The organism is Anaerotignum sp., assembly GCF_030625865.1.
Taxonomy (GTDB): Bacteria; Bacillota; Clostridia; order Lachnospirales; family Anaerotignaceae; genus Chakrabartyella.
Genome location: NZ_DAOUQB010000001.1, coordinates 84,116 through 106,762, shown reverse-complemented (window position 1 = coordinate 106,762; position 22,647 = coordinate 84,116). Strand labels below are relative to the sequence as shown.

Annotated in this window: 17 protein-coding genes; 1 reads left to right on the top strand and 16 read right to left on the bottom strand. The window is 39.9% G+C overall.

The window, feature by feature from the left end; all coding sequences use genetic code 11:
- The 7 genes from mfd to P9Q65_RS00420 all read right to left on the bottom strand — a co-directional run bounded on the left by mfd (position 1) and on the right by P9Q65_RS00420 (position 11,084).
- Positions 1–3,507 (bottom strand): transcription-repair coupling factor, encoded by a 3,507-nt coding sequence (gene mfd / locus P9Q65_RS00450; protein WP_304507108.1) that lies wholly within the window; start codon positions 3,505–3,507, stop codon positions 1–3.
- The gene (gene pth, locus P9Q65_RS00445; protein WP_304507107.1) at positions 3,504–4,193 is read right to left on the bottom strand and encodes an aminoacyl-tRNA hydrolase; all 690 of its coding nucleotides are present in this window, start codon (positions 4,191–4,193) and stop codon (positions 3,504–3,506) included. The genes mfd and pth overlap by 4 nt, the downstream gene beginning before the upstream one ends.
- A gap of 454 nt (positions 4,194–4,647) precedes the next feature.
- Complete coding sequence (locus tag P9Q65_RS00440) at positions 4,648–5,628, bottom strand: 2-hydroxyacid dehydrogenase (protein ID WP_304507106.1); 981 nt, start codon at positions 5,626–5,628, stop codon at positions 4,648–4,650.
- A 410-nt stretch (positions 5,629–6,038) separates the two neighbouring features.
- Entirely contained in the window at positions 6,039–6,998 is a 960-nt protein-coding gene (locus P9Q65_RS00435) for a ribose-phosphate diphosphokinase (protein WP_330695082.1), read from the bottom strand.
- Between the two features lie 121 nt (positions 6,999–7,119).
- Positions 7,120–8,496, bottom strand: a complete 1,377-nt coding sequence (glmU, locus tag P9Q65_RS00430; protein ID WP_304507105.1) for a bifunctional UDP-N-acetylglucosamine diphosphorylase/glucosamine-1-phosphate N-acetyltransferase GlmU — start codon at positions 8,494–8,496, stop codon at positions 7,120–7,122.
- 192 nt (positions 8,497–8,688) lie between these two features.
- Complete coding sequence (gene glgD, locus P9Q65_RS00425) at positions 8,689–9,807, bottom strand: glucose-1-phosphate adenylyltransferase subunit GlgD (RefSeq protein WP_304507104.1); 1,119 nt, start codon at positions 9,805–9,807, stop codon at positions 8,689–8,691.
- 2 nt (positions 9,808–9,809) lie between these two features.
- Complete coding sequence (locus P9Q65_RS00420) at positions 9,810–11,084, bottom strand: glucose-1-phosphate adenylyltransferase (RefSeq protein ID WP_304507103.1); 1,275 nt, start codon at positions 11,082–11,084, stop codon at positions 9,810–9,812.
- 439 nt (positions 11,085–11,523) lie between these two features.
- On the opposite strand from P9Q65_RS00420, the gene murC reads away from it, so the two are divergent.
- Entirely contained in the window at positions 11,524–12,900 is a 1,377-nt protein-coding gene (gene murC / locus P9Q65_RS00415) for a UDP-N-acetylmuramate--L-alanine ligase (RefSeq protein WP_304507102.1), read from the top strand.
- Between the two features lie 96 nt (positions 12,901–12,996).
- On the opposite strand, the gene P9Q65_RS00410 is transcribed toward murC, so the two are convergent.
- The 9 genes from P9Q65_RS00410 to P9Q65_RS00370 all read right to left on the bottom strand — a co-directional run bounded on the left by P9Q65_RS00410 (position 12,997) and on the right by P9Q65_RS00370 (position 22,579).
- Entirely contained in the window at positions 12,997–13,728 is a 732-nt protein-coding gene (locus P9Q65_RS00410) for a YoaK family protein (RefSeq protein ID WP_304507101.1), read from the bottom strand.
- Between the two features lie 67 nt (positions 13,729–13,795).
- Positions 13,796–14,275: a 23S rRNA (pseudouridine(1915)-N(3))-methyltransferase RlmH gene (rlmH, locus tag P9Q65_RS00405; protein ID WP_304507100.1), complete on the bottom strand. Its 480-nt coding sequence runs from the start codon at positions 14,273–14,275 to the stop codon at positions 13,796–13,798.
- 8 nt (positions 14,276–14,283) lie between these two features.
- Positions 14,284–15,072: an MBL fold metallo-hydrolase gene (locus P9Q65_RS00400; RefSeq protein ID WP_304507197.1), complete on the bottom strand. Its 789-nt coding sequence runs from the start codon at positions 15,070–15,072 to the stop codon at positions 14,284–14,286.
- Between the two features lie 428 nt (positions 15,073–15,500).
- Complete coding sequence (locus P9Q65_RS00395) at positions 15,501–16,757, bottom strand: UDP-N-acetylglucosamine 1-carboxyvinyltransferase (protein WP_304507099.1); 1,257 nt, start codon at positions 16,755–16,757, stop codon at positions 15,501–15,503.
- A gap of 359 nt (positions 16,758–17,116) precedes the next feature.
- Positions 17,117–17,980, bottom strand: coding sequence for a two-component system regulatory protein YycI (gene yycI / locus P9Q65_RS00390; protein WP_304507098.1), 864 nt, complete (start codon positions 17,978–17,980; stop codon positions 17,117–17,119).
- A gap of 52 nt (positions 17,981–18,032) precedes the next feature.
- A complete protein-coding gene (locus tag P9Q65_RS00385; protein WP_304507097.1) occupies positions 18,033–19,442 on the bottom strand; it encodes a hypothetical protein in 1,410 nt (469 codons plus the stop codon).
- Positions 19,443–19,475: 33 nt separating this feature from the next.
- Positions 19,476–19,937 (bottom strand): hypothetical protein, encoded by a 462-nt coding sequence (locus P9Q65_RS00380; protein ID WP_304507096.1) that lies wholly within the window; start codon positions 19,935–19,937, stop codon positions 19,476–19,478.
- 150 nt (positions 19,938–20,087) lie between these two features.
- Complete coding sequence (locus tag P9Q65_RS00375) at positions 20,088–21,875, bottom strand: ATP-binding protein (RefSeq protein WP_304507095.1); 1,788 nt, start codon at positions 21,873–21,875, stop codon at positions 20,088–20,090.
- An 11-nt stretch (positions 21,876–21,886) separates the two neighbouring features.
- Complete coding sequence (locus P9Q65_RS00370; RefSeq protein WP_304507094.1) at positions 21,887–22,579, bottom strand: response regulator; 693 nt, start codon at positions 22,577–22,579, stop codon at positions 21,887–21,889.
- Positions 22,580–22,647: the final 68 nt, after the last annotated feature.

Genomic DNA, 22,647 nt, shown 5'->3' with positions numbered 1-22,647 from the left:
CTATCCCTTTATTGCATTTAATAAGAATTTAATTTCATCTAAAACTTTGTTTTCCTTTTCTTTTTGCAATTTTACTGTTAAATATGGGTTTGCCCCCGCAGTAAATAAATATTTTCCCCGACCTTCGGAAATTATTTTCGTCAACTTCACGGGGTCTGTTTTTGCATCAGAACGAAACTCAACCAAAATATTTCCCCGCTTTTGCACGATGGAAGAAATGCCCAACTGTCTCGCTTCACTTTTCACCAACACAATTTCCAACAGAGTTTGCACATTTTTCGGTAAATCACCGTAACGATCTTCCATTTCTTCTTGAATGTCAAAATACTCTTCCTGTGTGCGTACATTTGCAATCTTTTTATATAATTCCATGCGCTGTTCCTGATTTTTAATATAGAAATCCGGAATATATGCGCTGATATTCAAATCCACCGTCGTTTCGAATGCCTCTTCTTTTGGCGCTTCTCCCTTTAGCTGTTGAACTTCTTCTTCTAATAAACGGCAATACATATCATACCCTACGGATTCCATATGTCCATGTTGTTCTGCCCCTAAAAGATTTCCCGCTCCACGAATTTCCAAGTCCCGCATGGCAATTTTAAAGCCGGAACCGAATTCCGTAAATTCACGAATGGTCTGTAAACGCTTTTCCGCCACCTCACGAAGCATTTTATCCCGACGATATAACAAATATGCATAGGCAATACGGTTACTTCGTCCCACACGACCCCGAAGCTGATAGAGCTGGGCTAAGCCCATTCGGTCAGCATCCTGAATAATAATGGTATTTGCATTGGAAATATCCATACCCGTTTCTATGATTGTAGTGCATACCAATACATCCGTTTCCCCGCTGATAAAATCCTCCATAATGCCTTCCAGCTCCCGCTCAGACATCTGCCCATGGGCAAAGGCAATATTCGCCTCCGGTATCATTTTTTGAAGACGAAAAGCTTCTTCGCTTATGGAATCCACACGGTTATACAAATAATATACCTGTCCGCCTCTCGCAACCTCCCGATGAATGGCTTCCCTTACAAATTCAGGATTGTTTTCCATAACATAGGTTTGAATGGGGTGCCTCTCCAGAGGCGGTTCTTCCAGTAAACTCATATCCCTTATTCCTGAAAGACTCATATGCAGTGTGCGAGGGATAGGCGTAGCCGATAGCGTTAATACATCCACATTTTCCCGCAATCGTTTGAGTTTTTCCTTATGAGAAACACCGAAACGTTGCTCCTCGTCCACAATAATCAATCCCAGGTCCTTAAAAACAACATCCTTAGACAGGATTCGATGGGTGCCAATTACAATGTCAGCATATCCATTTTCCATTTTTTTCAGGCTTTCCTTCTGCTGTTTTGCTGTTCGGAATCTGGAAAGCAGTTCCACCGTAATAGGATACCCTGACATACGCTGTAAAAACGTATTATAGTGCTGCTGAGCCAAAATCGTTGTGGGGACAAGGAATGCCACCTGCTTTCCATCCTGTACCGCCTTAAAAGCGGCACGAATGGCAACCTCTGTCTTTCCATAGCCCACATCTCCGCAAATCAAACGATCCATTACTTTGCCGCTCTGCATATCATGTTTAACATCTTCAATGGCGTTTAGCTGATCTTCTGTTTCTGCAAAAGGAAAGGCTTCTTCAAACTCCCTCTGCCATACGGTATCCAGGGTATACTGAAATCCTTTCGCCGCCACACGCTTTGCATATAGTGCAACCAAGTCCTCCGCCAATATTTTAATAGCAGCACGGGTTTTTGCCTTTGCCTTTACCCAATCCTGTCCACCCAGCTTGTTTAATTTTGGTGATGCCCCACCGCTGCCGATATATTTTTGAACCAAATCCATCTGGTTCACAGGTACAAAAAGATTACCACCGTCACGGTAAGAAATTTTCATATAGTCTTTCTGTATACCCTCAACAGAGATTTTTTCTAAACCACAAAACACCCCAATACCATGGTTATCATGTACCACAAAATCTCCTATTTTTAAATCTGTAAAACTCTCAATGGCTGCGCCGTTCTTTCTCTTATTTTTTTTACGCTTTTTCTCGCCGCCACCAAACAATTCGCTGTCCGAAAAAACCATAAGATTAATATACTCATAGCAGAACCCCTTGGATAAACTCCCCTTAGCAACCCAAACGGCTCCTTTCGGTATCTGTTCGTCCAAATTTTCCATATAAACCGCAGGAATGCCCATATCCGAAAGCTCCTTTGCCATGCGCTGGGCTCTGGATCCTGTTCCGCCTAAAACCAAAGTTCTGTATTCATTTTTCTTTAAGTACTCTAATTCTTCGCAAAAAAGATCCACTCTTTTACTGAAGGAAGGCGTGGAACGAACGGCAAAATCCACCTTGACTTTTGGGGCAAAATCTGCGGTTCTTTGATTCAAGCCGGCAAGTAAAATCCGACCGAATCTTTCCCCCTGGCGCAAAATATCCGTGTAATCAAATAACAACTTCGCCTGTCCCGGCAATAAATAGCCTTGGGCAATCCGCCCCTTCATGCTTTCTCCATATTCTTCCATCACTGTAGCCATGTGCTCTCGTATACGTTCTGGTTCGTCAAAGCATAGTAATGTATCATGGGGAATATAATCCAGCAAGCTAACTGTGTTGTCATAGAAATATGTGATATATGAACCAATATTGGTTAAATTTTTTTCTATCCGTAACCGCTCTGCATCTTCACCTATATTTTCTTTTAGCCTTTCCCCCTCCTCCGTCAAACCTTTTTTCGTCATATTTTGCAAACTCTTGGTAAATTCCTTACTGATTTTATTTGCCGCCTCTTCCACCATACTTTCTTCGTAAACCAATTCCCGCATGGGAAAAATGTGCGTTTGCTCCAACTTGTCAACGGAACGTTGGCTGGATGCATCCATGGAACGAATGGAGTCTATCTCATCATCCCAAAATTCTATTCTTACTGCATCCTCTGCCGTTAAGGAATAAATATCTAAAATTCCACCGCGTAATGCAAACTGCCCTGCACTTTCCACCAGTTCCGTACGCTCATATCCTAAGCAAACCAGTTGCTTTGTAAGTTTATTGATATCCACAATATCTCCAACCTTCAAGGTCAGAATAAATTGGGTAAAAACTTCTTTTGCCGGATACCTGTCTAAAAGAGCCTCCATGGATGCCACAATAACAGGTCTTTCTCCGGATAGCAGCCTTTCCATTGTTGCAAATCGCTGGCGGTTCATTTCCGTGCTGTGAACATCCGCGCTGTAAAAAAGAATATCTTTTGCAGGGTAGTAAATGGCATTTTTATAAAAAAATGAAATGTCTTCCAATATTTCTCTTGCCCGCAATTCGCTGTAAGTTAAAATCAACAGCGGTTTTTCACAATGCTCTTTTAAAGAATAGAGTAAGTGCATTTTTTCCACATCAATGACCCCTGTTGCAAACACAGGGGTGTGGTTCTTTCTTATTGCTTCCAATACATTCTGATAGCCTTCCAGTTCCAGTAAAGGCTCAGTTAATGCTTTCATCCTTTCACCTCGCCTTGAGGTTTTTTTTCATCCTTAACCTCAGCCGTTTTTTCATTTTTCTCTTTTTTCGGAGCTTTGGCCTTTTGGTTGGTTTGATTCATGGCATCCATAATACCACGAGATAGAATCAACTCCACTGCCTTTACAGCCTTGTCGGCCCCCTGTTCAATCATAGGTAAATCATCCTTGTCAAACTTGGCCAACACGTAATCCGCCAAATCCCATCCGTTGGGTTTCTCACCAATCCCCACTTTAATTCGCCAAAATTCATCGGTACCCATCTGAGCAATCATATTCCGAATACCATTGTGTCCGCCATGGCTTCCTTTTTCCCGGATACGCACACCGCTCACGGGCAAGCTTGTATCATCATATATTACAACAAAATGATCCTGAGGCACTTTATAAAAATTAACAATCTCACGAATACTTTCTCCGCTTAAATTCATAAAAGTTTGGGGCTTTACAAGAAGAACTCTTTTACCTTCTATCATACCATCGCCTACCAGTGCCTTATGTTTAAATTTATCAATTTCTATATTATATTTCTTACCCAGACGATCTAACACATCAAAGCCAACATTATGCTTTGTTCCTGCATATTTGGGGCCTGGGTTGCCTAGCCCCGCAATCACAAAAAAATCCTGCCCTTTATCATTTTTTTTAAATTTATCGAAAAGTCCCATTTCTTCCTCCAGTAACCAAGCCTTAATACTATATTTTACAAAAACAATTTTATTATTGCACCCTGCACGAAAACTATTTATAAAAAATTCTTCACGGAGTTGTAAAAACAGATAAAAGCCCTAATTTCATGAATTAGAGCTAAGCACATCTTTTACTTAATTTCATGTTTTTGTATATTACAAAAATCACTTCAAGAATCTTAATCTCTATATCAAAAGATTCTTACTTTCTTTCATATTATAGCATAATCGTAACCTTAAAAACAGCCCCCTTCTCCTCTTCTCAGCAAAAAAACATGACAAAATCCACCTATCCACATAAAGAATTGTAAGCTATGCAAAGATTTTATAAATTACTTTTCTTTTATTTATCTTAAACAGAATTTATATAACTTTAAATTGAGCAGCACAAAAAAGCGGACACTCTCGTGTCCGCTTAATTTATCGTGTAAAATTATTTTACTTCATTAACCAATTCTGTGCCTTCCAAGAAAGCTTTTGCATTGCCGCAAGTTACTTCTGCCATGGAAGTCAAAGCTTCTTCTGTCAAGAATGCCAAGTGACCGGAAAGAACAACTTTCTCACTAGCCAGCAATCTTGCCAATGTAGGATCTTTGTCTTCTTTATTGCTTCTGTCTTCGAAGAAGTATTCATGCTCAACTTCGCAAACGTCCATACCAACGCCACGGAATTTGCCAGCTTCTACTGCATCAGCCAAAGCTACGGAATCAACCAAGCCGCCACGAGCAACGTTAACCAAGATTACGCCGTCTTTCATTTTGGAGATCGCTTCTGCATCAACCATATGGCGTGTTGCAGGCATCAGAGGGCAGTGAAGAGAAATAACGTCGGAACGAGCGTAAAGTTCATCCAACTCAACATATTCCAAACCAAGGTTAGGGTTAGGGAATGCATCATAAGCAATGATGTTCATGCCAAAGCCCTTTAAAATATTAATCATGCACTGACCGATTTTACCGGTACCAACAACGCCTGCTGTTCTACCAACTAAAGCAATACCATCCAAACCATTGATATCAAAGTTGAACTTTGTAGATCTCTCATAAGCCAAATGAGATTTTCTGTTTACAGCCATTAACAAAGCAGCGCCTTGTTCTGCAACAGATTCAGGGGAGTATGCAGGTACTCTAAGTACTGGCAAACCGCATTCTTTTGCAACTGCCAAGTCAACACTATCAAAACCTGCACAACGCAACAAGAGAACTTTAATTCCCAATTCTTTCAATTTACGAATCGCCTCTGCAGGCACTTCATCGTTTACGAAAGAACAAGTAGCATCATGACCAGCCGCCAAATGAGCAGTTGCAGGTGTCAGTCTTTCGTTAAAAAATGTAACTTCATAGCCGTATTTTTCAGCCACAGGACCGAAAGAGTCTTTCCAGTAAGACTTGGTGTCAAAAAAAGCAATTTTCATATCAAAACTCCTCCTAAAATTATGTAATAATAGTAAAATTAGTTGGGAAACAAAATCGGTATCTCATCTTACACATTGAGAGTTCGCTTTGTTTGTTTTACTTTTAACAATATAATCTATTTATCATAGTTTGTCAACTGACAATTCATAAAATTGTCAGTTTGCCTAATACACACCAACTTTTCTCTCATAAAATACCGGAAAACTTCTGGTTCCCAACCTTCTTTTTGGAACAAAAGCCTATTTCCCCCTTATTATAGCAAATATACCAAAAAAAACAACCAAATAGCCCCCATTTCTAAGAAAAAAAGGAATATTTTTTCGCAATGCAAACAACCCCTATCTCTCCAAAACAGAGTAGATAGGGGCTTTCTTCTTCAAATAGAAGCTTATCCGAATAATCTCAGTCTTTAGTCAAATAACTGAGAAATGGAACTTCCTTCATGGATACATTTAATTGCATTTGCAAAAATATCAGCGACAGATACACTAACAATCTTGTCAGACTTCTTGTCTTTAGATAGGTCAATGGTATCAAGAACCAATAATTCATTAATTGCAGAATCCTCAATCCGTTTGATCGCAGGCCCACTTAACACAGCGTGGGTACAGCAAGCATCAACTTCAACAGCGCCTCTTTCTTTTAGCGCATTCGCCGCATTTGTAATTGTACCTGCGGTATCGATCATATCGTCAACCAAAATAACTTTTTTACCCTTTACATCACCAATAATGTTCATGATTTCGCTGACATTTGCCTTGGGTCTACGCTTATCAATAATTGCAAGAGGAATATTCAAACCTTCTGCAAATTTTCTCGTTCTGGTAACGCTTCCAAGGTCAGGGGCCACAGCAACAAAGTTATCCAATTCATCACTGTATTTATTAATATAATAATTTGTTAATAACGGACTTCCTACTAAGTTATCTACAGGAATATCAAAGAAGCCTTGAATCTGTGCACAATGTAAATCCATTGTAAGTACACGGTTTGCACCCGCTGTTGTCAAAATATTAGCTACCAATTTTGCACTAATGGGATCTCTTGCTCTTGCTTTACGATCTTGTCTTGCATAACCATAATAAGGCATTACAGCTGTAATTCTTGCCGCAGAAGCACGTTTCATAGCATCAATCATAATCAGCAGTTCCATTAAATTATCATTCACAGGAGCTGAGGTAGACTGAATAATGTAAACGTCCGCGCCACGAATGGTTTCATTAATTTTTACGGAAATTTCGCCGTCACTAAACTTTTCAACTTCTGCATTTCCCAGTGTCATATCTAGTTTTTTTGCGATTTCCTGTGCCAATATGTGGTTGGAATTGCACGCAAAAATCTTGATTTTGCCACCATTAGAATTAATCATTTCAATATCCCCCTATTAATCTTTTGCATTTTATCAACTGTGGCTGAACGCAGCCCATCATTTATATGTTACACCCATCCCGTGTCAATTTCAACTGTATTTCGCCGTATTTCTTCATTTTTTACGATTCTTTTTTCATTCTCTTCTTTTTCCAGCCCTCAATAACCTGCTGTCTCGCTCTTGCAACAGCAAGCACATCCTCTGAAACATCTCTTGTAATTGTAGAGCCGGCTGCAATATATGCACCCGCTTTTATTGTAACAGGAGCAACCAAATTCACGTTGCAACCTACAAAAACGTTGTCTTCCACCGTAGTACGATGCTTTTTCTCTCCGTCATAGTTTACCATAATACTACCGCATCCAAAATTCACCTTTTCCCCGGCATCTGTATCACCGATGTAAGCCAAATGAGGAATCTTGGTTCCATTACCCACTGTTGAATTCTTCACTTCCACAAAATCGCCGATTTTTACATTCTTGCCGATTTTGCAGTTGGGGCGAATATAAGCAAAGGGTCCTGCCGTAGTATTGTCCCCAATTTCCGATTCTATGCCTGTTGAGCTTTGAAATGTTACACCGTTTCCAATATGCATATCTGTCATACGGGAATTGGGACCAATTTTACAATCCTCACCAATTTCGGTCTTCCCTTCCAATACACAGCCCGGCAGAATGATTGTATCTATGCCGATTTTTACATCCCTGTCAATATAAGTGTTTTCCGGATCTGCAAGAGTCACACCGTTTTCCATATGACGGCGATTAATCCTTTGCTGCATAATTTTTGCTGCTTCCGCCAATTGCACGCGAGAGTTCACACCGAAGAATTCCTTGTCATCTTCCGCAACAACAGCCCCCACTTTTCCGCCGGCTTTTAAAATCAGCTCCAAGCAATCCGGTAAATAATATTCCCCCTGCACATTGTGGTTATCCAATTTTGCCAAAGAAGTGATTAAATCAGCACCTTTAAAAATATAAATCCCTGTGTTTATCTCTTTTATACAACGTTCTTCTTGGGTGGCATCTTTGTGTTCAACAATTTTCAAAAACTTCCCGTTGCTATCACGGACAATACGTCCATATCCCTCAGGATTTTCAATAGCGGCGGAAACTACAGTAGCCCCAAAGCTTTCCTGACGATGCTTTTCCACCAATTTTTCCAAAGTATCTCCTTGAATCAAAGGTGTATCACCATAAAGAATCAGTATATCCCGGTTTGGTTCAATAAAATCACCAGCCATCATAACTGCGTGGCCCGTGCCTTTTTGCTTTTCTTGCAAGGCAAAGGACACACCATCTTTCACAATAGCGGCTTTCACCTCATCAGCCTTATGCCCCACAACAACACAAACTTCTTCCGCACCGCAGCCTTTTGCCGTATCTATCACATAATCTATCATTGTTTTATTTAGTATTTCATGGAGCACCTTTGGTTTTTTTGATTTCATTCGGGTGCCTTCTCCTGCCGCCAAAATAACAGCCTTTAAGTTTTTCATGCAGTTCTCCTTTCTCACAGCTTCTGCTCATAAGCTGTACACAACTTTGGATATTTTCTCATTTTTGACACGAAAATTCAATATACGCATTTACTAAAAAACCACTTAAATTCCTAAAAAAGTCCGTAGAACATCATTGAAAATCATGGAAAAAAAGCAGGCGTTGCTCTGCTTCGCCTGCTTTTTCCCATTTTATAGTCTTGTCCCTTTTTTCAGGATAGCCAACTCCTGAATAGATTTTCCAATCACCCGCTGTCCATGGGAAAGTACAACCTCTTTGTCTAAAATTGCATTTTCAACTACACAATTTTTCCCAATTCTGCATCCCTCCATGAGAATAGAATTTTTCACAACGGAGCCTTCTTCCGTATAAACCCTGCGGAAGATGATAGAATGCTCCACCTTGCCGTTAAAAATCGTACCACTGCCCACAATAGAATCTCGTACATCCGCATCCTTATTATATTTTGCCGGTGGTTCATCCTTTGCCTTTGTTTCAATGTAGGGATATTCATTTACAAAAGCATCCCAAACTTCCTTTTTGAGAAAATCCATATTAACATTATAATAAGCGCTAATGCCCGTACTCAAGGTATTCCAATACCCCTTGAATTCATATCCGTATATCTTTATTTCTTTCCGTTTTCCAATTAAAATATCCTTTACAAAATCATACTTACCTTGGGGCACAATTTCATTCAAAATATCAATTAAAAGGGTTCTGGCAATCACGTATGTCCCAAGGGAAGCCTTATTCGACTTGGGCTGCTCAGGCTTTTCCTCAAATTCAACCAACCGTCCCGTTTCATCCATTTCCATAATCCCAAAATTGTTTAAATCTGCACGCTCCATCTCTTGATAAACAATGGTAAGATCTGCACCCTTTTCTTCGTGGCTTTCAACCAGCTTCCGATAATCCATTTTGTAAATGGAATCACCACTGGTGATAATCACATATTCCTCATTGCTTCTCAAAAGATAGGTCATATTCTGATAAATAGAATCAGCCGTCCCCCGAAACCAATTGGAATCGGTGCTGCTGGTAAACGGCGTAAACACAAATAATCCTCCATGTTTTCTACCGAAATCCCACCACTTGGATGAAGTCAAGTGATCCCGCAAGGAACGGGAATTATACTGCGTCAGCACAGCAACCTTACCAATTCCGCTGTTTGACATATTGCTTAAAGTAAAATCTATGGCCCGATAGCTGCTGCCGATAGGCAATGCAGCTGCCGCCCTATGGTCGGTAAGAACACCGAGTCGTCCTTCATTGTTACCGCCTGCTAATATGATACCAATGGCTTTCATACTCATATCCCCTCCCGAACAACAGATTTACCACTATCTAATTTACCTTCCGCATAATCCTCTGCTTTTGTATAGCCGTAGATTACGCAATTTTTTCCAACTTCAATGCCTTCGGGTACCTTCGTATGACTACCAATTACAGTAATTCCGGTGTTATAAATATTGGGCTTCGTTTCATTGGGTAAGTTTTCACCCATACCCATTTGTACGCCATTGCCAACTTCACAATTCTCATCCACAATACAACGTTCCAACACAGCATTCTCTCCAATTACAGTTTTGCCCATAATAATTGAGTCTTTAATAACTGCACCTTTTCCAACGACTACCTCCGAGCCCAATACAGAATGATAAACCGCCCCATAAATTTCGCTGCCGTCGGTTACCAATGATTCTTTTACCACAGCCTCAGGTGCAGTATACGTAGGTGGCTGATGGTCAGAGTTGGTATAAATTTTCCAAAAATCCTCATACAAATTAAATTCCGGTAAAGCCTTGATCAATTCCATATTGGATTCCCAGTAAGATTCAATGGTTCCAACATCCTTCCAATAACCTTTAAATCGATATGCATACATCGTCTGCCCTTCATCCAACATCTTGGGGATAATATGCATACCAAAATCGCTGTCGGGGTGAATCTCTCTATCTTCAACAAGTGCTTCTCTTAATCTGCTCCAAGTAAAAATATAAATACCCATAGATGCCAGATTACTTTTGGGATTTCCGGGCTTTTCTTCAAACTCGTAAATCCTGTCATCATCCTTTGTATTCATAATACCAAAACGGCTTGCCTCATCAAAAGGGACTTCTAAAACAGCAATGGTTGCTGCTGCATCCTTTTCTTTATGAAACGCCAGCATTTTGGAATAGTCCATTTTGTAAATATGATCTCCTGATAAAATCAATACATATTCAGGATTATTGCTGTCGATATAGTCGATATTTTGATAAATTGCGTTGGCAGTGCCCAGAAACCATTCACCGGAATCTCCACCCTTTACGTGAGGTGCCAAAATTGTCACACCGCCGTTTTTCTTATCTAAATCCCAAGGAATCCCGATCCCAATATGCTGATTCAATCGTAAGGGCTGATACTGCGTCAACACGCCCACTGTGTCTATACCTGAATTGATACAGTTGCTGAGGGGAAAATCAATAATTCGGAATTTTCCACCATACGCCACCGCCGGCTTTGCAACCTTGCGTGTCAAAACACCAAGACGGCTTCCCTGGCCGCCTGCTAAAAGCATTGCAATCATTTCTTTTTTACGCATTTGTATCTACCCCCTGCCTTTATTTATACAATGGCTGCTTATGCAGATGCTGCGATTAAAACCGTTAAAGATTAAAATAAACCTTCCTCTCTAAAAAAGTTAACCAGGAAATAGTCTTGCATTTTCCCCGGTATCAATACCTTTTCGTCTCACGAAAAAACTCTGTGTTTTATACCATTTTTCTTTGAATTTACCCAATTATACCATATTCAGCCTGTAAAAAAAACAGGTATTTCTCTCATCATTTTTACTAAATGATCTCTTCTTCGTCTTTTTTCAAAAGATTCGTAACTTTTTGGTTTATTTCCATTATTTTGGTATAAAATTAAATATAGAAATCTCTGTAAATGATTGCCTTTCCTTTTTTAGTATACTATAATGAAAAGCAATATTATGTTAGGTTTTTTAACGATTCATACAACGATAGAGGCGGTACTATATGACAACAATGTTTAAAGATTCAGACCATATTTATTTCATCGGCATCGGCGGTATTAGCATGTCCGGCCTGGCAGAAATTCTGGCAAAGCGGGGATGCAAGGTTTCCGGAACCGATATTCGTGAAACACCTGTAACAAACCATCTCCAATCCATTGGCATCCATATTAATATTGGACATCATACAAAAAACATTACAGATGATGTAACCCACGTTGTTTTTACGGCAGCCATTCATGATGGAAATCCGGAATTAGAAGCGGCAAAAGAAAAAAATTTAATTATTATGGATCGCGCACAGCTTTTAGGACAAATTATGGGAGAGCATAGCAATTCCGTTGCAGTTTCCGGAACCCATGGCAAAACAACAACAACGTCTATGGTGTCAGAAATACTTCTGGCGGCTGAAAAAGATCCCACCATCACCGTAGGAGGCGTCCTTCCTACCATCGGGAGCAATTTAAAAATTGGAAATTCCTCTTATTTTGTAGCGGAGGCCTGTGAGTATTTTAACAGCTTTTTGCGCTTAAGCCCTTTGGTTGGTGTTATTTTGAATATCGAAAGTGACCATTTGGACTTTTTCGGCTCTTTGGAAAATATTTATCACTCATTCCATGACTTTGCAAAACGTATTCCTAAGAACGGGGTTTTGGTTATCAATAAAACCATACCCAATCTAGCTGCAATTACAAAAGATTTGGTATGTAGAGTGGAAACCTTTTCCATGGAAGAAGATTCCGACTGGACTGCAAAAAATGTAATTCATCACGAAGACGGGAAAAACACCTTCGATGTATTTTATCATCACGAAAAAAAGGCAATCGTTCATTTGAATGTTCCGGGGGACCACAATATCTCTAACGCCCTGGCAGCCATTGCCTCTGCAAGCTTTTTGGAAATCCCCCCTGAGGATTGGATCAAAGGTCTTGCCCACTTTACAGGAACAAACCGACGTTTCCAAAGAAAAGGAGAAAAAAACGGCGTTCTTGTTATCGATGACTATGCCCATCATCCCACAGAAATTCGTGCAACCTTAGCTGCTGCAAAAAAGGTAAAACACAATACCACATGGTGTGTTTTCCAACCCCATACCTATTCTCGTACGAAATTTTTATTTGAAGACTTTGGGGATGCATTTTTTGATGCAGATGAAATTATCATTGCCGATATTTATGCAGCAAGAGAAACGGACGATGGTACTGTAAGTGCGGCTCAGTTGGCAAAACGCATTGCTAAAACAGGAAAGTCTGCCCATTATGTGGGGAATTTTGATGAAATCTTGACCTTTTTGCAAAAGCACTGTCAAAAGGGAGATCTGCTTCTCACTGTGGGCGCAGGAGATGTATATAAAATCGGGGAGTCTTTTCTTTCCGAATAAAAAATATCAGTAAGCCAAAAATGAAAAAAGCCAGGAAACGAAAGTGTTTCCCGGCTTTTTTTCAACAAACATATAAAAAAAACGTTTCTTATCATTTTAATGTCCCAAAGGTATTTTATTCAGCATATTTTTTTCTCGCGTTAAATCGGCACCTAATAAACTTAAAAAAACGATAAACAATAAAAATGCCGCAACAAACAAAGCTTTTCCAAGAAGAATTTGACACATCACCGATGATAAAATTCCTCCTGAAACAAAAAATACAATCATTTCAATATGACTGAAAAATCTGCGTAAGTATATTTTGTCCTTCCCATGCTTCAGCCATTTCATAAAATAGACCCCTGTCTGTCGTAAATGGTTTGTGCAAAAAGTTGTTGCCATGGGAATATGCTCCGCTTGCCTGAATGTATTATATTGCATAGAACAAATAAAATTAATGGAAATTTGAGAAATCTGTACCGGCGCACTTTCAGGAAGCAATCCTAACAATAAGATTACAACCACCTCAAGCCCCACCAAAAAGGTATCCCAACGGATACTCATATATCTTTTTATTTTAGACGGAATAAACTCGGAAATACAAGCACCGGAGAAATACGCCATAATAGGTATAAAAAAATAAAGAGCGTGACGATACTCCCCTTTGCCTGCAGCAACAGCAAGAAATACAAAATTTGCTGTCTGTGCATTGCAAAATACGCCACCCCGCAAAATTACAGTGAAGGCACCAAGATAACCGCTGACTGCCATTAATATGGCGAATATCCATTTTTTCTCGCATTGGAGATAAGCCTGTTCTTTTTCTTCAAAAACGTCATGTCCCATAAAATCTATCACTTCCAAATCTGAAATAAAAGCATATGGTATATTTTTTTCTTACAATTTACAATCATTATTTGTGATAAGGCTCTTTTCGATTAATTTTTTCAGCCCGATAGATTTGCTCCAGTAAAATAATACGCATCATTTGATGTGGAAATGTCATAGAGGAAAAGCTTAATGCAAAGTCAGCTCTTTTCATAACCTCTTGGGATAATCCCAAAGAACCGCCAATGATAAACGCCACATGGCTAACCCCTCGAACCGCCTTTTCTGCCATAAAATCAGCCAATTCCTCTGAGGAAAGACTCTTACCTTCAATGGCTAAGGCCACAGCAAAAGCGTCATCCTTAACTGCCTTTAAAATACGCAGCCCTTCCTTTTGGCGGACTTCATCCTCCTGAGCCGGACTCATGGTTTCCGGCGCTTTTTCATCAGGTAACTCTATAATTTCCAGCTTCAAGTAGCGCCCTAAACGCTTGCTGTATTCCTCAACAGCTCCTCGCCAATATTGCTCCTTAAGCTTTCCCACACATACAATGGTAATCTTCATTCTCTCACCTATATTTCAACTTTTTTCCCTGTATTATGGCGGTATGCCATGTCCATTTTTATATGCTTGCCTACCAGAATTTTGTTTCTCTCCAAAATTTTTTCAACTGTATCAAATGCCAAATGGGGCTCATTATTTTCCTGACTCAAATGCCCCAAAAAAACATGCTTCATTTTTCCATCCACAACGGAAGAAAGGAGTTCTCCTGCTGTTTTGTTAGAAAGATGTCCTACATCGCTTAAAATCCTCTTTTTTAAATGCCAGGGATAACTTCCCGTCTGCACCATATTTTCATCATGATTTGCTTCCAGCAAAAGAATTTCGCTTTCCGCAATATTTTCTCGAATTTCATCGGTAATATGCCCAATATCCGTGGCAAGGGTAACCTTTTTCCCCCCTGCAAAGATATTATATCCAACCGGTTCCGCCGCATCATGTGGAATGTGAAAAGGCTTTACACAAATATCATTTACGATACAATTCTCGCCGGGATAAACAAAGCGTTTGTTTCCCGGTGAAATCTTTCCCAACCCATCCTCCATCGCTATCCAAGTTTCATAGGTAGCATAAATGGGAACATTAAAGCGTCTTGAGAAAATTCCCGCACCTTTGATATGGTCCAAATGCTCATGGGTAATAAACAATCCATCTATATCATGCCCTGTTACCCTTAACTCCGCCAGCCCCGCTTCAATTTTCTTTCCGCTGACACCGGCATCAATTAAAATTCGGGTATGTTTTGTAGCGATATAAGTGCTGTTTCCACTGCTTCCGCTTGCGAGGGTACAAAACTCCACTGCCAAAAAAACTCCCCCATTCCAGTTTGATGACTTTCTTTTAAAATACAGAAAGCAGGGTTTCCCCTGCCCAGACTGTCGAAAAACCTATTTTTAAAAACGGAAGAGCTTGGGAAACGAAGAGTTTCCCAAGTAGAATCCGCAGGATGGGCTTTGCCCATCCGAGGAAAATAGGATGTTTCAAGACCTTTTGGTCGCAGGAACACATCTATTTGTCCTCTGCTAACTTAAAAAAAGCTTGAAGAAACTGAGCTTTTTTCAAAGGGTGTCGATTTTATCGACACCCTGACAGGGTTTCCCCTGCTTACCTTTACGAAAAACCTATTGTTTATAGAGGAACCGACGGGAAACCATTGGTTTTTAAACCGTTATCAAAGCATTCCGCCTTTGCAAACCCGTAACACAAATTCCCCTCTTTATCATTTCCTTCACTTAATCATACGTTGAATATCTGCCCCTAAAGCATTAAACTTGGCTTCAACATCTTCATAGCCTCTATCAATATAACGTACACCGTCAATTTGAGTGGTTCCTTCCGCAGCCAGTGCCGCCAAAATCATTGCTGCCCCCGCTCTTAAATCAGTTGCTTCTACACAAGCACCTTGATAATGAGGAATTCCTTCGATTGTGGCAATTCTGCCGTTAATATCTACACAAGCACCTAACTTGCGCAACTCCTCTATATATTGATATCTGTTTTCCCATACGTTTTCAGTAATAACGCTGGTACCTTTGCAAATACTTAAGAGTGCCGCCATTTGCGGCTGCAAGTCCGTGGGAAAACCCGGATAACTCATGGTTTTTACATTCACAGCCTGTAGGGGTTTGTTCGCCATAACCCGAATAGAGTCATCCCCTTCTTCCATTCGAACTTTCATTTCCTCCAACTTCGCCGTCAAAGAATCCATATGCTTGGGAATAATATTCTTTACCAGAACATCTCCCCCTGTAATTGCCGCAGCAATCATATATGTACCGGCTTCAATTTGATCTGGAATAATTGTATACTGGGCGCCATCCAGCTTTTCTACACCTTTGATGCGAATTACATCTGTTCCGGCACCTTTGATATTTGCTCCCATCATATTCAAATAGTTGGCAGTATCCACAACATGAGGTTCTTTTGCCGCATTTTCAATAGTGGTAATTCCTTCTGCCATCGTTGCCGCCAGCATGATATTTATGGTTGCTCCAACACTAACCTGATCCATATAAATGGAAGCACCAACCAATCGATCTGCATAAGCTCTTACCAGACCGCATTCTTCCTCCACCGTTGCCCCCAACGCACGAAAACCTTTTAAGTGTAAATCAATGGGGCGTTTACCAAAGTTGCAGCCACCGGGCATTGCAACTTCTGCCTTTTTGTAACGAGCCAAAAGTGCGCCTAAGAAATAATAGGATGCACGAATTTTCTGTACCTCTTCAAATGTAGCGCGGTAATCAAGTCCAGCTGAACAATCAATTTCTATGGTATGCTTGTCTTTATGTAAGCATTTTCCTCCCATTTTTTCGATTGTATGGCAAATACAGCTTACATCCTCAATGTTAGGCAAATTTTCCAAAACACTTTTGCCGCCTGCCATAATTGCTGCAGGCAATACTGCCACTGCTGCATTTTTTGCTCCGCTGATCATTACTTCGCCCACAAGACGTTTTCTGCCTTTTACAAGCAATTTTTCCATTAAACGTTCATCCTTCCAATGAATTGCCAAAGGATATTCCCTTTGTACACGAAAGCCGGGCTTTCTTTTTTTGTTTCAACCGATTTTTTTCTTGTTGACCCAGCCATTCGAATTATATCATGAAAAAGTAATTGAGAAAAGTCTTTTTTCCTTCTCTTCAAATTCAGCCTTTCTGTTGCACAGAAGAAAAAAGGGGCATCCCCCTCTAATCAAGACCAATGGCAAAATGGTTTTACATAACGAAAAACGTTTTACAACAAGTTGTATTTCTTCTAAAGCTTGTCCTCCTACACAATCCTTTTTAAAAAGATATCTGTCTAAAAAAGCAGGAAGCTTCCCAAAGCCCGTTAAGTTATTGATTATTTTACATCCTTTTTTACGATTTGGCAAGTGTAAGCATTCACCAGATAAGGCTCACTTTCTTCCATAAGATAAATACGATAACATGGTTCCAAAAATAACCCCGTTCCCATTACTGCTTGACCTTGTTCCATTAAATCGTACCCAATCTCCAATTTCTGTATTGCTGCATCTTCGGCGCTGTCACGTTTATTCCACTCCTGCATAAAAGTCATTAACGCTTCATCCTCCATGCAAATTTCTTTCTTTTCCTGGGTCATTCCCGTTATTTCGCAATATGTAAAGTCCAGCTGATAAATTCCTTGATCGGACACAAAAAACGAAAAATGATTGGAAAAAACAACTTCGTCTTTATAGATGGAGCAAAAATCAATCCGCCATCCATCTTCTTCTTTAAAAGAATAGCAAAGCTCATATTCCCCAAAAATCGGTTCCATTTGTTGCATCTTGTGTTCTGCCAGTTTTATTGCTGCCTCCTTGTTTAAATTAATCAAACCCTTTTCCACGGTTTTATCCACAAAAGTCCCTTTATCTCCCTCTAATGTAAGAATTTCATTCTCTGTTTTATAGACGGTTTTTGTACCTACAGAAACTTTTGTCTTTTCTCCATCAAAAATAGCAGCCTCCAAATCTTCCTTGCTGTAAGAAGGAACTTTTGCCTCCAAGCGATACATAGGCTTTGTATCAATATTTAAATCTGTATATAAGGTAATTCCATTTTGGGACAAAACTTCAAAAATCGCCTTTTCCTGGGCAGAAGTCATGGTGTTATCCCGCTTTTGCTGGATATTTAACCCAGCCAATATTATATTTAAGATAAGCAGCAAAACAATTACAAAGCGCTTAGCACCTGCCCATTCCATGACCTGCCTCCTTTCTTCGGCACCTAACCTCTTTTTCAACGACAATATTTCCCTACGAAATATTGTTCACTTCAGCAACGGGATCTGTTAGGGTGTCAGTTACAAATAAATAATCATATAGTGTGACGAACCACTTTAATCCTTGCTTTCCTGTAAGATCAACGTAATAGCCCAAAGAAATATTTTTTACATCAGTAATAACTTTTTCCTCCACCGTTTTTTGATAGGTTTTATTGGCTTCATCCAAAGCATCAATAAACTGAACATCTAACTCCATATCTTGTCCAGGTGAAGTTTCATAATTTACCACATACCGCTGATATTTCTTAACTCTTTGGTTGCGAATGGTTACCGTTATTGCATGTTTGCTGCCGATTTTTTCCTGCAATGCCACAGAAAGATTAACAGGCAAATTGTTCACGGCATAGTCAAAATAATATATTGTTTCGTTGCTCTTTGTCTCAATATCCGCCAAAAAAATATCCGTAGTCAACGAGGAATCATTTTCCAAAAAATTACAGCTGATTTGGTATCCCTCTAGCAAACTGGTGTTATTCTTATCATTCCCATAGGCTTCGTAACTGTAATACTCCAAAACCCGTATTTTCGGATAATATTTTATCACTGTTTGGTCATCACTAAAAACAAAGTCTCCGCTCTCGTCCTTTGTGCTCCAGTCTACAGAAAAGTTTCGGAAAAATCCTTTCACCGTACTTTCCATATTGACACGACTCACCACCCCATCTTTCTCAAAAGCGGGAACTTCACGTAAACTGCTATAGTGATACGGTAAATCTGCCCATTGGGGTAAAAATAGATTTCGCCAAATGACGGATGCCCCTGTTTTCTGCCCCGTGGAAATATATGTCATGGTATTTTTGTCCGTTACAAGTTTTTCATAAAAATCCGCCGCAGATTGACTTTTTATTGTAGTATAACATAGGCTTTCATTGGTTTTGGAATTTACAAAAAAAGCTTTACTCTCTTCCCCTGGACGCTTAGAGGGAATAATTGTAATATAATCAAAAGAATCCATCTTATTGTTATTTTTCAGCCGCTTGTAATCACTTAAATATTCATCTGCAGATACCATAAAGTCATACTGCATTACAATACAACGTTTTGCAAGAATTTCTTTCCAATCGGCCGTTACAAACTCTGCTTGGCTATCCTTCGCCGATAAAATTTCATTCAAAACACTGTTTGCCTCGTGTAAAAGGTTACTGGTTCCTGTTTCATCAGGATAATAAACAGAAAAAGTTCCCTCTCCTTCCCCGACAGCATAGCGCGTTGCCAAAAGAACATTTCCATCTGCTTCTTTGCTTATTTGGGATTCTCCCTGCATCAGCACATTAAAAAAGTTATGACTCGATGTTCCCTCAAGCCATAACTCTCCTGTTTGATAAACCGCAGCTATGACCAAAGCAACAATGACAAAATTAGTAATTTTGTATAATTTCATTTGATCCCACCGCTTTTTCTATAATTTATTTTTTTATTCGTATTTTGGCATTAAACCAGGTAAAGCAATCATGCTTTTTAGTTCTTCCTTCACTGCCTGAGGCTTTCTTTTCACTTCATAGCAATAAGTTTCCTCCTCATAGTCCTCACCGTTAACCGTTATTTCGATATAATTGGTTCCCAGTTCTAGAGGAAGCACCGTACTAAAAATGCCCAAAGACCCTACTTCCAAAGTATCGTTGTAATCCTCAAACATAACTCCTTCCGAATCCATTCGGCAAACAGTCACGGAAATACCTGCAAAAGGTGCAGTCTCCCCATAAACCATACGAGAATCATCAAACGTAACATCCTGATCGTCTTCGTTAAAACCCAGCCCACTTGTAATTGAAAACGGTGCCGGATTATTTATCTCATCAGCAAAGGCGCAAACGGGTGAAAAAGAAAGCATCATTGCAATCATAAATACTACAAAATTCTTGCTTCTCTGTTTCATTCCAGACACCTCCATTCCATTGTACAGAATAATATCGTTACTTTACTATTATATACTGGAAATATTACATTCATGTTACAACGGGCTTACAGTTTCATAACAACTTTTTCTACTGCAAAATAAGCGGTTTTTTTCGCAGAAATACGATTGTTATCCTTCTGTATAGCGTAGCTCAGGTGACTTTTTAGGAAACCACATGGTCATGGTTGTCCCTTTTCCATACTCACTTTCTGCAATCAGCCTTCCTCCATGGCTTTCCATAATTTCTTTGGCGATGGCAAGCCCAAGTCCCGTACCTCCCATGGCGCGGCTTCTGGCTTTATCCACACGGTAAAAACGTTCAAAAATACGTGGCAAATCCTCACGTGCAATCCCCATACCCGTATCCTTTACAGAAATTTTATAATAAGTGTCATCTTCCGTAATATAAATTTTAATGGAAGCCTGTTCCAGGCTGTATTTGATTGCATTTGTAACGATATTATTTACAACCTGACCCACTCGGTCTCTATCCCCATGTATCACTACCGGTTCCGCGTATGGTTCAAAAGTTAACTGCTGTCTTTTGGCCTCAGCATGAATTTTATTTTGCTTCACTGTTAAACATAAAAATTCGTTCATTTCGATTTTCGAAATATCCAAATGCACCTGTTTATTATCAAATCGAGATAGCTGAAGCAAATCCCGAACCAAGAAAGCCATTCGGTCAGCCTCACTATCAATAATACCTAAAAATTCCATGGCAATTTCTTTGTCATCTATCGCGCCATCCATGAGTGTTTCCGTATAACTTTTCACTGTTGTAAGAGGGGTTCGTAGTTCATGGGAAACATTGGCCACAAACTCTTTGCGCATATCATCCAACTTCTTCTGCTCTGTAATATCCTGCAGTACAACAACTACGCCCTCAATTTGCCCTGTCGCATTGTAATATGGGGTAAAGGTTGCATTAATGTATTGCTTACCAACGGGGAAGGTTACTTTTTGAGACGGTTCACTCCCCATATCCAAATATACACCGGAATTTATGTCATACTTTCGGATAAAGGTAGAAAAATCCATATCAATTTTATCAACTTCCAGCATTTCCGTTGCAGCTGTGTTGGCAAGCATAAAGCCACCATCTTTATTGAAAGAAATGACGCCATCACTCATATTATGAAGCAAGATTTCCAAACGGTTCTTTTCCTGATAGATCTCTGACATATTTTTAGTCAACTCAGATGCCATATAATTAAAACTACTGGTCAACTGTCCAATTTCATCAGAACTTCGCACTTTTAAGCTTTGCTCAAAATTTCCCTCAGCCATGTTTTTTGCGCCCTTTGTCAACGCCAAGATAGGGCCTGTCAACGTTTGGGCAAATACATAGCCCATGATAATGGCTAAAAACAAGGAAATGGCAACTGCAATAATAATGGTTTTCGTTGTCTCATCCAAACTAGTGCGCATATCTCCTGCATCCAGGCGGGTATAGATGATATAAGACACATTACCATCCGTCCCTTGAATGGGCGTTGCATAGCTCATCCATTCCTTCAATAGTCCAAAGGAATCCGTACTCTTTTTCCCCGAGGAAAAAGAAGGAGTTCCATTCATGGCGGCAATAATGGCCTGATCCGTATAAACAGGATATGGCTCCTGTAACACAGAAGTAGACGCAATGGTATTGCCCTTGGCATCCAAAATATTACCTTGAATCCCCACGGCATTACTATCTGCGCCAAGAATCTTATCCTGAAAATGTTCTGTGTCATTATTTTGGATAACTTGTTCTTCAATCTTTTCTGCATATGATTCCAGCTGACTCCTGGATTTTTCCATCTCTATATTTCTAAGGCTCAGCAAAATATAAGAACCGCTGACAATCATCACAATCAGCACAAGCCCAAGATACATGATTATTAACTTCCATTTAATACTTCGCAAAGGCTCCAACCCCGTCTTCCTTAACAATCAAAATAATAGCCTACGCCTCTTTTGGTTAGGATATATTGTGGCTTTCCCGGATCATCCTCCAGCTTCTCCCGCAAACGGCGAACCGTAACGTCTACCGTACGAACATCCCCGAAATACTCATATCCCCAAACCTTCTCTAAAAGAATTTCTCGGGAAAAAACTTGCCCCTTTTGTTGGGTAAGGAATTTTAAGAGTTCAAACTCACGCAAAGTTAAGTCAAGTACCCGCCCATCCTTGCGAACCTCGTATCTTTCCAAATTCACATTCAGCCTGCCAAAAACACAGCCCTCTGCCTCATCCTGCGTCGGTTCTTCCCGGACAATTTGGCGGCGTAAATTTGCTTTCACTCTTGCCATCAGCTCTCTAACACTAAAAGGCTTTGTAACATAGTCATCCGCCCCCAGTTCAAGCCCCAGAACCTTATCAACTTCTTCCGCACGTGCTGTAAGCATAATAATGGGTGTATTTTTCTTTTCTCTTATTTTCTTGCAGGCCTCATAACCGTCCATTTTAGGCATCATAATGTCCAGCAAGATCAAGTCTGGGTTTTCCTCCATGGTAAGCTTAACCCCTTCTGCTCCATCCCCAGCTTTTAAAATTTTGTAGCCTTCCTTTTTTAAATTAAACGCTATAATGTCAACAATATTTTTTTCGTCATCTACAATTAATATTTTTTTATCCATTTGCTGCCCCCCATAGCATAGGTCAGAATAAATTTCTTTCCCCATTATACAAAATATATCGAGAAAAG

What these genes read in the sequence shown, in the direction of transcription:
- glmU (WP_304507105.1), bottom strand. Translation starts at nt 8,496, where the DNA reads ATGAAAAACTTAAAGGCTGTTATTTTGGCGGCAGGAGAAGGCACCCGA.
- pth (WP_304507107.1), bottom strand. Translation starts at nt 4,193, where the DNA reads ATGGGACTTTTCGATAAATTTAAAAAAAATGATAAAGGGCAGGATTTT.
- P9Q65_RS00420 (WP_304507103.1), bottom strand. Translation starts at nt 11,084, where the DNA reads ATGCGTAAAAAAGAAATGATTGCAATGCTTTTAGCAGGCGGCCAGGGA.
- P9Q65_RS00440 (WP_304507106.1), bottom strand. Translation starts at nt 5,628, where the DNA reads ATGAAAATTGCTTTTTTTGACACCAAGTCTTACTGGAAAGACTCTTTC.
- P9Q65_RS00380 (WP_304507096.1), bottom strand. Translation starts at nt 19,937, where the DNA reads ATGAAACAGAGAAGCAAGAATTTTGTAGTATTTATGATTGCAATGATG.
- rlmH (WP_304507100.1), bottom strand. Translation starts at nt 14,275, where the DNA reads ATGAAGATTACCATTGTATGTGTGGGAAAGCTTAAGGAGCAATATTGG.
- murC (WP_304507102.1), top strand. Translation starts at nt 11,524, where the DNA reads ATGACAACAATGTTTAAAGATTCAGACCATATTTATTTCATCGGCATC.
- P9Q65_RS00385 (WP_304507097.1), bottom strand. Translation starts at nt 19,442, where the DNA reads ATGAAATTATACAAAATTACTAATTTTGTCATTGTTGCTTTGGTCATA.
- P9Q65_RS00370 (WP_304507094.1), bottom strand. Translation starts at nt 22,579, where the DNA reads ATGGATAAAAAAATATTAATTGTAGATGACGAAAAAAATATTGTTGAC.
- P9Q65_RS00395 (WP_304507099.1), bottom strand. Translation starts at nt 16,757, where the DNA reads ATGGAAAAATTGCTTGTAAAAGGCAGAAAACGTCTTGTGGGCGAAGTA.
- P9Q65_RS00435 (WP_330695082.1), bottom strand. Translation starts at nt 6,998, where the DNA reads ATGATTAATTCTAATGGTGGCAAAATCAAGATTTTTGCGTGCAATTCC.
- P9Q65_RS00410 (WP_304507101.1), bottom strand. Translation starts at nt 13,728, where the DNA reads ATGGGACATGACGTTTTTGAAGAAAAAGAACAGGCTTATCTCCAATGC.
- yycI (WP_304507098.1), bottom strand. Translation starts at nt 17,980, where the DNA reads ATGGAATGGGCAGGTGCTAAGCGCTTTGTAATTGTTTTGCTGCTTATC.
- glgD (WP_304507104.1), bottom strand. Translation starts at nt 9,807, where the DNA reads ATGAAAGCCATTGGTATCATATTAGCAGGCGGTAACAATGAAGGACGA.
- mfd (WP_304507108.1), bottom strand. Translation starts at nt 3,507, where the DNA reads ATGAAAGCATTAACTGAGCCTTTACTGGAACTGGAAGGCTATCAGAAT.